Annotated in this window: 12 protein-coding genes and 1 pseudogene; 10 read left to right on the forward strand and 3 right to left on the reverse strand. The window is 38.9% G+C overall.

Features of this window, described 5'->3' with window-relative positions; all coding sequences use genetic code 11:
• Window positions 1-79 precede the first annotated feature (79 nt).
• The 3 genes from H5968_RS05545 to H5968_RS05555 all read left to right on the forward strand — a co-directional run bounded on the left by H5968_RS05545 (window position 80) and on the right by H5968_RS05555 (window position 3,490).
• Window positions 80-1,222, forward strand: a complete 1,143-nt coding sequence (locus H5968_RS05545) for an ABC transporter ATP-binding protein (RefSeq protein WP_187039119.1) — start codon at window positions 80-82, stop codon at window positions 1,220-1,222.
• A gap of 21 nt (window positions 1,223-1,243) precedes the next feature.
• Window positions 1,244-2,335: a spermidine/putrescine ABC transporter substrate-binding protein gene (locus tag H5968_RS05550; RefSeq protein ID WP_187039159.1), complete on the forward strand. Its 1,092-nt coding sequence runs from the start codon at window positions 1,244-1,246 to the stop codon at window positions 2,333-2,335.
• A gap of 282 nt (window positions 2,336-2,617) precedes the next feature.
• Complete coding sequence (locus tag H5968_RS05555; protein ID WP_370569750.1) at window positions 2,618-3,490, forward strand: ABC transporter permease; 873 nt, start codon at window positions 2,618-2,620, stop codon at window positions 3,488-3,490.
• Window positions 3,491-3,782: 292 nt separating this feature from the next.
• Here the strand turns inward: H5968_RS05555 and cobS are convergent, their stop codons facing one another.
• A complete protein-coding gene (cobS, locus tag H5968_RS05560; RefSeq protein WP_187039121.1) occupies window positions 3,783-4,571 on the reverse strand; it encodes an adenosylcobinamide-GDP ribazoletransferase in 789 nt (262 codons plus the stop codon).
• Window positions 4,572-4,760: 189 nt separating this feature from the next.
• Between cobS and H5968_RS05565 the strand changes: the two genes are divergently transcribed.
• The 6 genes from H5968_RS05565 (at window position 4,761) to H5968_RS05590 (ending at window position 8,263) form a co-directional block, all read left to right on the forward strand.
• The gene (locus tag H5968_RS05565) at window positions 4,761-5,213 is read left to right on the forward strand and encodes a hypothetical protein (RefSeq protein ID WP_096564911.1); all 453 of its coding nucleotides are present in this window, start codon (window positions 4,761-4,763) and stop codon (window positions 5,211-5,213) included.
• A gap of 150 nt (window positions 5,214-5,363) precedes the next feature.
• Window positions 5,364-6,488: a tRNA guanosine(34) transglycosylase Tgt gene (gene tgt, locus H5968_RS05570; protein ID WP_187039122.1), complete on the forward strand. Its 1,125-nt coding sequence runs from the start codon at window positions 5,364-5,366 to the stop codon at window positions 6,486-6,488.
• 123 nt (window positions 6,489-6,611) lie between these two features.
• The gene (locus H5968_RS05575) at window positions 6,612-6,749 is read left to right on the forward strand and encodes a photosystem II reaction center protein K (RefSeq protein ID WP_006195022.1); all 138 of its coding nucleotides are present in this window, start codon (window positions 6,612-6,614) and stop codon (window positions 6,747-6,749) included.
• A gap of 181 nt (window positions 6,750-6,930) precedes the next feature.
• On the forward strand, window positions 6,931-7,227 hold the full coding sequence (locus H5968_RS05580; RefSeq protein WP_096564917.1) for a 2Fe-2S iron-sulfur cluster-binding protein: 297 nt from the start codon (window positions 6,931-6,933) through the stop codon (window positions 7,225-7,227).
• Between the two features lie 406 nt (window positions 7,228-7,633).
• Window positions 7,634-7,747, forward strand: coding sequence for a photosystem II reaction center protein PsbM (gene psbM / locus H5968_RS05585; RefSeq protein WP_071985120.1), 114 nt, complete (start codon window positions 7,634-7,636; stop codon window positions 7,745-7,747).
• 369 nt (window positions 7,748-8,116) lie between these two features.
• Entirely contained in the window at window positions 8,117-8,263 is a 147-nt protein-coding gene (locus H5968_RS05590) for a hypothetical protein (RefSeq protein WP_187039123.1), read from the forward strand.
• Here H5968_RS05590 and H5968_RS05595 read toward each other — a convergent pair.
• Both H5968_RS05595 and H5968_RS05600 read right to left on the reverse strand, forming a co-directional pair.
• Window positions 8,247-9,098 (reverse strand): universal stress protein, encoded by an 852-nt coding sequence (locus H5968_RS05595; protein ID WP_187039124.1) that lies wholly within the window; start codon window positions 9,096-9,098, stop codon window positions 8,247-8,249. The genes H5968_RS05590 and H5968_RS05595 overlap by 17 nt on opposite strands.
• Before the next feature lie 707 nt (window positions 9,099-9,805).
• Window positions 9,806-11,911 carry a M3 family metallopeptidase gene (locus H5968_RS05600; protein WP_187039125.1) on the reverse strand — a complete coding sequence of 702 codons (2,106 nt, stop codon included), beginning with the start codon at window positions 11,909-11,911 and terminating at the stop codon, window positions 9,806-9,808.
• Between the two features lie 238 nt (window positions 11,912-12,149).
• Here H5968_RS05600 and H5968_RS05605 point away from each other — a divergent pair.
• Window positions 12,150-12,395 (forward strand): annotated as a pseudogene (locus H5968_RS05605) (dienelactone hydrolase family protein); the annotation flags it as partial.
• Window positions 12,396-12,405: the final 10 nt, after the last annotated feature.

A 12,405-nucleotide genomic window follows, 5' to 3' on the forward strand; every position in this document is an offset into this window, starting at 1 on the left:
AAAAGTCTGATTTGTAGTCTATTTCATAGCCTACATAGCTAACCAGGTTTCACAAAATCAAGGCATTCTACTGAAGACTATGGCTCAAACTGTGATGCAAACTCAGAGGAGTGTAACCAATTTCCAGCCGCTTGATGTTGAACTGCGGAACGTATTCAAGTTTTTCAACCAAGAACCAGCAGTACATGGTGTGGACTTGGATGTGAGACAGGGAGAGTTCTTTAGTATTTTAGGACCCTCTGGTTGTGGTAAGACAACCATCTTACGGTTAATTGCTGGCTTTGAAAGAGTGGACGCAGGCAAGTTGTTGATTCAAGGCAAGTCCATGACTCATGTACCTCCTTACCAAAGACCTGTGAATACTGTATTTCAAAGCTATGCTCTGTTTAATCACTTGAATGTGTGGGAAAATATTGCTTTTGGACTGCGGTTAAAAAAATTATCTCCATCAGAAATTAATAGCAGAGTCACGGAAGCTTTAAAGCTGGTGAAAATGGAAAGTTTGCGATCGCGCTTTCCTTCTCAGCTTTCTGGTGGTCAACAACAACGAGTTGCTTTAGCTAGAGCTTTGGTTAACCGTCCCGCTGTTTTACTCTTAGATGAACCTTTGGGAGCTTTAGATTTAAAACTGCGGAAGGAAATGCAGGTTGAGCTATGCAACATCCATAAAGAGTTAGGATTAACTTTTGTTATGGTGACTCACGATCAGGAGGAAGCACTCAGTTTATCTGATCGGATCGCGGTGATGAATCAGGGCAAAATTGAACAAGTTGGTACTCCTCGCGCCATTTACGAACGTCCCGAAACAGCTTTTGTTGCAGATTTTATTGGTGATACCAATTTATTTAGCGGCGAAATTACTGCCATTGATGCCGAGTATGTTAAAGTTTTGACTAAAACCGGATTTTCTATTGTTGCTGCTCGTACAAAAGATACACCCTGGGAATTATTACAGGCGGTAGTTTTAAGTGTGCGTCCTGAAAAAATTCAGATTTCTCTTTATCATCCCAATCTACCCACAAATTGCTTTGAAGGTCGGTTAGTTAATATCATGTATTTGGGTACTCATGTTAATTATGTCGTGGAATTAGCTAATGGCATCAATGTTAATGTTTTACAACCTAATACCTTTGGTAGTTTACCAGACCGGAATACACCTATTTACATTTGGTGGGCAGAAACTGACTGTTTAGCTATTAGTCAAACATCAAAGGTGAATTAAGAGTAAACCATGATGATGACAATAACCAGGAGAAGGGAATTTATTAAAACAATGGCGTTGCTTTCTAGCTTGTCTTTAAGTAGTTGTGGCTGGAGATTAGCTAATGTCAGCGCCAATAATTATACTGGTTCAGTTTCTGGGAAAAGTGATGAATTGTATTTATATACATGGAGTCAATATACGGATCAAGAATTACTATCTACTTTCACTACCCAAACCGGCATCAAGGTTTTGGCAGATGTGTTTGATTCTAACGATGTGATGCTGGCTAAACTCCAAGCTGGAGGAGGTGCTAGTTATAGCGTTATCTATCCATCTGATTATATGGTACAGAAGATGGTAGAAAAAAATTTGTTAGCAGAAATTAATCACGAACTTTCAATAGGGTTAGAAAATTTATTTCCTCAATTTCAGAATCCTACTTATGACCATAACAACCGTTATAGTTTACCTTTTAATTGGGGAACAACGGGATTTATCTATAACTCGGAAAAGCTGAAAACTCCCCCTGAAGATTGGGAATATCTTTGGCAAAATCAAGAGCAACTTTATAAACGGATGACTTTACTAAATGATGTGCGGGAGGTGATGGGAGCAACATTAAAAATGCTCGGTTATTCTTATAATTCGCAAAATGCCACAGAAATTAAAGCAGCTTATGAAAAATTGCGGTCATTAAAACCAGCGATCGCCGCTTTTGATACTGATGCTTGGCAAAACCAAATATTGGCAGGAGATTTATTATTAGCTATGTGTTATTCTGCCGATGGCGTGAAGATATCCAAGGAAAATCCTAAACTTAAATATGTAATTCCTCGCAGTGGTTCTTCTCTCTGGACAGATACTATTGTCATTCCTAAAACAGCGCCTAATATTCCTGGTGCTTATAGTTGGATTAACTTCCTTCTGCAACCTGATGTAGCTGCCGAAATCAGCAAAAGATTGAAAATTGCTACTCCTAATCGTGCAGGATTTGAACAATTACCAAAAGAAATTCAAAATAATACTAGCTTATTTCCTCCAGAATCAATTTTAAATAAATGTGAACGCCTCACACCTGTAGGTGATTTTGAAGCAGTTTATGAGCGATATTGGACTCAATTACTAGCTTAAATACAGCATATTCAGGAGTCAGGAGTCAGGAGTCAGGAGTCAGTAGTCAGGAGTCAGAATATTTGTTTGTAGCAACAATCATCCAGAAGCAAGTTTTTTCATCAACAACCAATGACTCGAAAAATCTAATTCATTCTAAATCTTGTATTCTGTATACTGAATCCTTACTGAAAATCCAAAATCCAAAATCTAAAATCTAAAATCTAAAATCTAAAATCTAAAAATTGGTATCAGGCTGTGTCTATTCAACTTCCTAAATTTCCCGTAGCATCCCCTAGCAATATTGCTAAAAAACCACCACAATTATATCGTCATTTTGTCCAATGGTTGCCTCCTTTATCCTTACTTGCACCATCAGGGATTTGGTTATTACTGTTGTTATTGCTGCCAACACTGATAATTTTGCAATTGAGTTTAGTTAAGGATATCAGACCAGGTGATCTTGTCAATCCTAATGGATTGGATAACTATCTTCGTATTTTAGAACCGCTGTATTTACGAGTTATCTTCAATTCCCTGTTTTTGGCAATTAATACGACAATTATTTGTTTAATTGTGGGTTTTCCAGTAGCTTATTGGATTGCCCAAATGTCACCAAAACGGTGGCGAACTTTATTATTATTAGGCTTTGTTTTGCCTTTATGGACTTCTTCTTTACTGCGTTCTTATGCTTGGATTACTATTCTTCGTCCTACTGGATTATTAAATAGTTTACTTACCAGTATAGGTTTACCAGCTTTGGAATTGTTGAACCGAACTCCAGCAGTTTTAATTGGCATGAGTTACAGTTTATTACCCTATATGGTTTTAGTATTGTATGCTTCTTTAGAAAAATTAGATCGACGTTTATTAGAAGCTGCTGCTGATTTGGGTGCAAACCCAGTACAAACTTTTTTGAAAGTGACAGTACCCCAAGTTTTTCCCGGTATTGCTGCTGGTTCTTTGTTGGTATTTATTACAGCATTGGGAGATTTTATTGATCCAGAATTATTGGGTGGTGCTTCCAGTATGACTGCTGCAAGGTTGGTTTATAATCAGTTTCTCGGTGCTACTCAAAATTGGGGTTTTGGTTCAGCTTTGAGTATGACTTTGATTTTGGTGGTGAGTATTGCCTTAGCGGTAGCTTACCATTCGCGCAGCGTGCCGAAGGCATAGTTATCGCCCTGGTGATTAAATTTGGTATTTAGGGCTTGCTGAATAAACTCAAAACCTTGATAAATCAAGGGTTTCAGGTGGAAAATCAGGAAATCAGTGCAGGATTTTTCAGGGGTATACTCCTAAAAGCGTGCATTTTCCGGGTGAAATTTCAAAGAATTGGTTACTAACAGATCACCCAAACTCTTGCCTATTCCCTATTCCCTATTCCCTGCCTTAACGAAGAGACTTTTTCAGCAAACCCTATTTAGTTTCAATCACAAAAATATAGTCAAACATAGTCAATTACCAATTACCCATTACCCAAAGTCATTACACATAAAAACAAAGCCTCAGTCCATTCAACCACAGCACCGTAAGTATCTCCAGTGTGTCCACCCAGCTTATAGTTAAACCAACAAGGGACTAAAAGAGCGATCGCACTACCCCCCAACACCATAAATACAGATAACAATAGATTTTGGGAATTAACAACCCAAACTAAAATACTCAAACCCAACAATAAAAACCAACTCGGTAAAATATCTGCATAAGAACGAATTGCCTGTTTATGAAATGCACCTTTACCAGTAGGTTTCAGATAGGGATATCGCAAAATCGCTACTTGTTGTCCCCAACGTCCCCAACCACAGGCCGCCATTAAGATTAAATAACGGTTTTCCGAAATATCCATTAAAGCTGCGGTTTTCAACAACAAAATAGCGATCGCTACCATTGCCCCAAAAGCACCAGTAGCACTATCAGCCATTACCTGTAACCTCTTTTCAGGATCACCTACTGCTAAACCATCAGCAGTATCCATTGCACCATCTAAATGTAAACCACCCGTAATTGCGATCCAGGTAACAACCACCAAAGCAGTCCGAGTTAATACGGGGATATGTAAGTAATTAAAAATGAAATCTAATAAACCTAACATTCCCCCGATCATCAAACCCACAACCGGAGAAAAAACAGCAACATTGCCAAAATCCAAGCCTGAGATGTAGGGTAAAGGAATAGATGTGTAAAATATAATAGAGGCTATTACCTGTAATAATTTAACTTGGCAAAATTGCCATAGTTGCAAAATATATCCCATAGGGAAAACTCAACTTCAGATGGGGAATAAAAACTTACTGTAAAAAGTTATAGGAAATTGAGGATTTTCCATAGACGATCGCTATATAAAGTTGATATTTTGGAAATGTAGGGTTTTGTCCAGTGAAAAAGCTAGGCATTGACTTTTCATCTGTGTTGTCACTCACCTTCCCTCAATCGCTAATACTCTATGAGTTATCATCTACCCAATATCAAAATACCAGCCCCGTGTATTGTCAACACCGGCGTGATTGTAAATAAACTCGACATCCGCAGACTCTTAACAGATTTAGGTCGAGTTCACTACATCTACAGCCAAGAGAACAAGCTACTGAGCGAAGGTGATGGGGATGTGATGGAAGTATTTGCCCATCCGCAAAGGTCTACAATAGTTGCTAACAACGCTCTGTATCTGAATATAGATAGTTTTGATTATCTAGAACTACAACAATCACCTGAACAAGAAACATACTTTGATTTATTCCAAGAAGAGTTTTGTTTGCGTCTGATTCCACTCTCTACACCTTTACAAGAAAGATGCGATCGCCAATTTAACGCCGGTGCAATAGAAGCAATGATGGATCAGGTGTTATCCGCTCGATGGGATGCGGAAATTGATGACGATTGCTCTGATTGTTTCTAACTCCAAAATAATATACCCACAGCAACGATACTATATAGCAGGGTCTCACCCCCAATTTTTGGAAGATGGGGAGATGGGGAGATAGGGAGGTTAATAACCCAATCACCAATTACCAATTACCAATTACCCATTACCCATTACCAATTACCAATGTCCAAATTCTCTTTTCAACTCCTAGCTACCTGTAGTCAAACCAAAGCCAGAGTCGGTGTGTTTTCTACCCCTCATGGTATTGTGGAAACTCCCAGATTTATGCCTGTGGGAACATTGGCAACTGTAAAAACTATTACCCCGGCTCAACTCAAGGATACAGGGGCGCAAATGGTACTTTCTAATACCTATCATTTGCACCTGCAACCAGGAGAAAATATTGTTGCCGGTGGTGGTGGACTGCATAAGTTCATGGGCTGGAATGGTCCGATGCTCACAGACTCTGGCGGTTTTCAGGTTTTCAGTCTCAGCGAAATGCGAAAAATTACAGAAGAAGGTGTAACGTTTCGTTCGCCCCATGATGGACAAATTATTAAACTAACCCCAGAACGTTCCATAGAAATACAGAATACTCTGGGTGCTGATGTGATTATGGCGTTTGATGAATGTCCACCCTATCCCGCTACCCGTCAAGAGGTGGAAGCAGCGACGGATCGGACCTATCGCTGGTTAGAACGGTGTATAGCAGCACATCAAAGAACTGATCAAGCTTTGTTTCCCATTGTTCAAGGTGGTGTATATTTAGATTTACGCGCCCGTGCTGCCTCAGAGTTGGCTAAATTAGATATGCCTGGTTTTGCTATTGGTGGGGTGAGTGTGGGTGAACCACCGGAGTTAATGGCACAGATAGTTAAAGCGACAACACCTTTGTTACCAGCAAATAAACCCCGGTATTTGATGGGTGTGGGAACTTATAAAGAAATGGCTATTGCGATCGCTTCTGGTATAGATTTATTTGATTGTGTGATTCCTACCCGATGGGCGCGACATGGAACAGCGATAGTTAACGGTGAAAGATGGAATCTGAAAAATGCCAAGTTTCGGGAAGATTTTACACCATTAGATGAAAATTGCCCTTGTTATGCTTGCACAAATTTCACCCGTGCTTATATTTCCCATTTAGTGCGATCGCAAGAAATCTTAGCTTATACATTATTAAGTATTCACAACATCACCGAACTGATCCGCTTCACCCAAAAAATTAGAGAATCAATTTTAAGCGATCGCTTTGTTGAAGACTTCGGACACTGGCTAAAAGAGGAAGAGGTGACAGGTGACAGGTGACAGGAGGCAGGGGAAGCAGGGGAAGATTAATAACCCAATCACCAATTCCCAATTCCCAAACCATGTTAATATACTCCTCAAATATGAAAGCTGTGTTGGATTATTAGGTGGATAGAAAAAAACATGGAAGCAGCACTTTTATTAGCAAAACTGCCCGAAGCGTACCAAATTTTTGATCCTTTGGTAGATGTACTCCCAGTTATTCCTGTATTCTTCCTGTTGCTTGCTTTTGTTTGGCAAGCTGCTGTTGGTTTCAGGTAAATTAATCTGGTTTCAATTTTTTGGACAGGGATTATACACCTGTCCTATTTTCTCAAGATTTATTTTTAATAAAATTTGTATTTTTTAATGTTTTGCAATAAATTCACCCAATTAAGTAAAATACTGTAACAACCACTAACTAAAAATTAACAAAAATTTACCACTCACACAGGAAACAACTATGGGAAATATTAAGTTTGTCAACGAGAATAAAGAAGTAATTGCGGCTGATGGTGCAAACCTGCGGCTCAAAGCAATGGAAAATGGGATTGATATTTATAAATTTTGGGGAAAAATGACCAATTGCGGTGGTTATGGACAATGTGCCACCTGTATTGTGGAAGTAGTAGAAGGGCTGGAAAACCTCTCACCCCGTACTGATGTAGAAAAGCGGAAATTTAAGAATAAACCAGATAACTATCGTCTTGCGTGCCAAACCCTAGTTAACGGACCTGTTAGCGTAGTTACTAAACCTTAACGAAGGCAGGAGGCAGGAGGCAGGAAGAGGCCTATTGTACGGGGGGTGAATGTGATATATTAGTCTTGAGTTCAAGAAGCGTAGATCCTTTGAAAGTGGTGAAAGTCCTGATCTGAGAGTGCGGAGAGTTAGAATTAACCTAACCATAGCTCCTGTGTGGCAGGAAATCCTATAAATTAGACGAAATAAAACATTTTCAAGAGTAGCTAATCAAATCAGAACTGAAAAAAGGTAAAATTAGTTCGGAAATCTATCTCAGATTAGAAACCGAATAGTGCGGCTTGTAGTTAGCCCTGTAAGGTGTAAGACCTTACCAAGCTAGAAATATTTGACTATATTTTTAGTAACTATAATGCTATTCTAAAATTGTTGACTGAAAATCAATTTAGAGAGAGGCTATCTTGCCATGCAAGTTAATGACCTGGGCTTTGTAGCAAGCATCTTATTTGTGCTTGTTCCTGCCGTATTTTTAATAATTCTTTACATCCAAACTGCCAGCCGCGAAGGTGGTAAAAACTAACAGTTTGGTAATTGGTAATTGGTAATTGGTAATTGGTAATTGGTAATTGAGCTAGTCCTAAGCTGACTATTTTATAGATAAAACTGTACTTATGTTGACAAGCATTGACATAAGTGAGTTAAGAAAATCACCCACTTGATATATAATCCTACGATATCAAGTATTGAATTAAGACTATTGCCAACGCGAAAACCAAGCGATGATAGCGGTAGTCTTTCTTGTAAATCTTAACTTGAGAAATATCGCGTCTGGCTAAGGCGTGCAAGTCTACTGAGGGATAACTGCTCCCCCGTTGAAGTAGAAAGTAAAGTCTAGCTTTGTCTAGGTTTTATATAGCAGAAAGAAAGCAAAAGGCAAGAGAAAAAAGAATTGAAGAATAAAGAATTAATTTTTCTTCCCCTGCTTCCCCTGCTTCCCCTGCTTCCCCAGTCACCAGTCACCAGTCACCAGTCACCAGTCACCAGTCACCAGTCACCAGTCCCCAGTCCCCAGCCCCTATTTATGCAACAGTCCTAGCCAACAATACTGGACAAGTGGCATTAACACGCACATAGTCAGATAAAGAAGCGCCAACAAGTCGATCCAAATCTACAAAACTCTTAGCAATAGATGGCCGACGATCTGGAGAACCTAACAACAATAAGTCTACATTGAGTTCTTCAGCTAAACGACAAATTTCTTCACCTGGTTTGCCACTACTTGTTACACAACGCACAGAAACACCTTGTCTTTCCGCTGCTGTTACAGCATTTCCCAACACTGTATCTTTTTCTGGTTTAATATCAGCAATACCTGATAATTTACTGCCCAAGTCTGTATTGATATTAGCCAACATTAACTGACCACCACTAACATCTCTGAGCAAAAATAAAGCTAAGTTCAAGCAATTTTGGGAAGCATCAGAATTATCTATTGCCACCATTACACGCTTAATTCTTTTGACATAAATGTCATCTTTAACCAGCAACATGGGACGAGAAGACAATTGGAAAACATACTGACTGACAGAGTTAGCTAAAATTGATTGCAGTCGTTTCAGTCCTCTTGAACCCATGATAATCAAGTCAGCTTCTATTTCATCAGCGACTTGACAAACTACATCTTTGGGATCTCCTTGGCGTAAAATAGAAGAAACCCGACTGGGATCTAAATCCAAAGACTGAATTGCATTAGCTAGGATCTTACCACCTTCTTCCCATTTATCTGTCATTGCCGCAGCAGTAGTTTGTGAAGGTACAACGTGCAGAACTGTAACTTTTGCAGATTGGATAGATGGCAGTTCTTTCAATGTCTTCATCATTTCTTCTGCGTGTCCTAGTCCAGAGACAGCCAGCAAAATTTTTTGTATCATTGTCGGTAATTGTTCTTAAGGTTTCTTTGGGTTGCGCTGCCAGTACCGAGCATCAGAACTGATGTTCTCAATTTATCTGAAAAACCTAGTTAGCAAATGAACGCAAATAAATTTTAGTTATTAGTTATTAGTCTTGAGTTATTAGTCTTGAGTCATTACAACCAAAACTTACCAATGAGTAGAAAACTAATAAAACTTTAAGTTTGTTTGCGCTTAGTTACTGAAAATTGCCCCCAGGTTTTTCCTAGATTCAGCATACTCTCAATTTAGCCTAATTAAGTGTACGAAATATAATGTTATTTATTATTTTTAATCTATATTCATTTTTGTTGATGAGAAATTAGTAAAGAAATACAACAGAAATTAAATTCTCACTATATTAACTTTTCTGAGGAGCTATTCCTAAGCTGACAATCTTATTGTCAAAATATAATTATTTTGACTTATTCTGACAAATATTTACACAATTGAGTTAATAAAAATAGTGTTTTTATTTTTTCAGTTAAACTGTAGAAGTACCCAAGCAAAATTAATTTAACATATTGATATTGAGTGAAAACAAAAGTGTCTGTATTCTTTAAGTCCTGTTTCCCGTTCCCCGTTCCCTGTTCCCTCTCCTAACTGTAAAATTTATTTTATTTATTTTACACAAAGTAAAAATATTAGGAATGTTGGGTTTCCTTACGTCAACCCAACCATAGAATCTTTTAGGTAGCAGCCAACAAACCATTATGCTTAAGTAAAGCAGTTGTTTTTGGTTCACGACCCCGGAAGGCTTTAAAAATTTCCATTGGGTGCATACTACCACCCATAGCTAAGATCGTATCTCGATAGAGCCTACCAGTATCATGTATTGCCACTTCATCTTCTAAATCCGCTTCTTCAAAAGCAGCAAAAGCATCAGCACTTAGAACTTCAGCCCACTTATAGCTATAGTATCCAGCCGCATAGCCTCCTTCAAAGATGTGACCGAAAGCACATAAAAAAGCATCCTCAGGCAATGGTGGTAAAACAGTAGTAGTTTTGGCAATTCGTTCACGGACATCTATGGGAGTTTCATCACCACCAGGACGATAGCGGTAATGTAGTTCCATGTCCACACTGCTGAGGTGAATTTGCCGTAACATTGCCGAACCACTCATGTAATTACGGGCTGCTAACAGCTTTTGATAATAATGCTCTGGTAATGGTTCACCTGTTTCGTAGTGTTTAGCCATACTGAATAAGGTGGGACGGTCATAACACCAATTTTCCATAAATTGGCTAGGTAATTCTATTGCATCCCACTCCACATTATTAATACCTGCTGCGCCAGTATAATCAACCTTGGTGAGCATATGGTGTAAACCATGTCCAAATTCGTGGAACAAAGTTTCTACATCATCAAAAGTCATCAAACTTGGTTTATTATCCACTGGGGGAGTTTGGTTACAAATCAAATAAGCTACTGGTAAGCGGGTGCTAGTTATACCCCGTTCTGTGATTTTGCTGCGATGAATACAAGCGTCCATCCAAGCACCACCACGTTTTTCGGCAGGACGAATGTAGGGATCGAGATAAAAGTAAGCAATGGGAGTACCATTTTTATCAGAAATTTGGAAATAACGGACATCCTCATGCCAAACTGGAGCTTGACCATCAGCAGGTGTCACAGTCACACCAAATAGCCGTTTAATTAGTCCAAATAAGCCATCAAGAACTTGGGGAAGGGGGAAATAAGGACGTAATTCCTCTTCAGTAAAAGCGAATTTGGCTTCTCTTTGACGTTCTGCCCAAAAACTGATGTCCCAGTGTTGCAAATCTTCCACTTCTGCTGCTTTCTGAGATTTAGCAAAAGCTTTGAGTGCTTCTAAATCTTTAACAGCAGCATCATAACTAGCTTGACGCAGTTCTTCTAACAGCTTTTCCACGGCTGGGACATTTTTCGCCATTTTACTAGCTAAACTCAGTTCGGCAAAATTCTCAAAGCCCAGTAACTCTGCCAATTCTTGCCGTAACTGTAAAATTTTTTCAATGAGAGGGTTGTTATTTAATTCCCCAGAGGAAGCACGGGTAATATAAGCTTTGTATAATTTTTCCCGTAAATCCCGACTGGTGCTGTGTTGCATGAAGGGAAAATAACTGGGAAAATCTAATGTGATGTGCCAAGGTCCATTTTCTGGAGTGGCCTGTTCTTCCCCGGCAATGCGAGCCGCCTGAGCAGCTAAACTGATTAAGCTACTGGGTAAACCGTCAATTTCTGCTTTGGTTGTTAAAACTAGACTAAAGGCTGAGGTAGCATCCAAAAGATTATTAGCAAAATCTGTAGCCAGTTCTGCTAATTGCATTTGAATCACATTAAAACGCTCTCGTGCTTCTCCTTCCAAACCCACACCAGATAATTTTGCATCTCGAATCGCTGCTTCTACAATGCGTTGCTGGGCAGATTCTAAGGTTTCCCAGGTATCACTGGCACGGAGGGCTTTAAAAGCCTTGTAAATCGGTTTGCTTTGTCCAAGGGTGTTAATAAATTGTACTACTTGTGGCTGAACCTTTTGATATGCTATACGTAAATCAGGGCTATTTTTGACACCCATTAAATGGTTGAGTATACCCCAACTCCAGTACAGCTTTTCTGTTAACTTTTCTAGAGGTTCTACTAAACCAGTCCATGTAGGCTCTACATTAGTTTCTAATATAGCTAGTTGTTGTTGCAATTCTGTTAACAGATGTTTAAAAGCAGGTTCTACTTGCTCTGGTGTAATATCTGCAAATGGCGGTAAACCTCTGCCTTGGATTAGGGGGTTTTGAGAAAAAATAGCAGTTGCACTCATGGTTTTATGTTAGTAGCCGATCAATAGGCAGAACAACAATGACTTTTATTTATATAACTAATAATGTAACGTAACTACACAATTTAGCCTTGCTAGAATGGCATTCTTATAAATTTCTCAAAATCAGCCAGAAAGGAGAAGCAAAATTTTCCCAGTATATAGATAAGGCATAAATAGGTTTTTTCATGATTTTACAGGGATAATTTACCATAATCAGTGTTTTAGTATTTACAAAGTCATAAAAATTCTGCTTTCTGTTTTCTTTACACCTGTGGTTGTATTGCTGACTTGTATGGATGCATTAGCAGCAATTAAAACCAAAAAAATTGGATACAAACAAGGAAAGACAGTTTTAAAAGGTTATTTGGCTTATAATGAATCGCTCAAGAAGAAGCGTCCAGGTGTGTTGGTGGTTCATGAATGGAATGGTTTGCAGTCCTATGCTAAACAAAGAACTGAGCATTTAGCAAAGCTGGGTTATGTAGGTGCTGTTA

The organism is Sphaerospermopsis sp. LEGE 00249 (assembly GCF_014299995.1).
Lineage (GTDB): Bacteria > Cyanobacteriota > Cyanobacteriia > Cyanobacteriales > Nostocaceae > Sphaerospermopsis > Sphaerospermopsis kisseleviana.

Excerpts from the sequence above, each read along its gene's own strand:
- H5968_RS05545 (WP_187039119.1), top strand. The coding sequence starts at position 80 with ATGGCTCAAACTGTGATGCAAACTCAGAGGAGTGTAACCAATTTCCAG.
- cobS (WP_187039121.1), bottom strand. The coding sequence starts at position 4,571 with ATGGGATATATTTTGCAACTATGGCAATTTTGCCAAGTTAAATTATTA.
- H5968_RS05565 (WP_096564911.1), top strand. The coding sequence starts at position 4,761 with ATGAGTTATCATCTACCCAATATCAAAATACCAGCCCCGTGTATTGTC.
- tgt (WP_187039122.1), top strand. The coding sequence starts at position 5,364 with ATGTCCAAATTCTCTTTTCAACTCCTAGCTACCTGTAGTCAAACCAAA.
- H5968_RS05575 (WP_006195022.1), top strand. The coding sequence starts at position 6,612 with ATGGAAGCAGCACTTTTATTAGCAAAACTGCCCGAAGCGTACCAAATT.
- H5968_RS05580 (WP_096564917.1), top strand. The coding sequence starts at position 6,931 with ATGGGAAATATTAAGTTTGTCAACGAGAATAAAGAAGTAATTGCGGCT.
- psbM (WP_071985120.1), top strand. The coding sequence starts at position 7,634 with ATGCAAGTTAATGACCTGGGCTTTGTAGCAAGCATCTTATTTGTGCTT.
- H5968_RS05595 (WP_187039124.1), bottom strand. The coding sequence starts at position 9,098 with ATGATACAAAAAATTTTGCTGGCTGTCTCTGGACTAGGACACGCAGAA.
- H5968_RS05600 (WP_187039125.1), bottom strand. The coding sequence starts at position 11,911 with ATGAGTGCAACTGCTATTTTTTCTCAAAACCCCCTAATCCAAGGCAGA.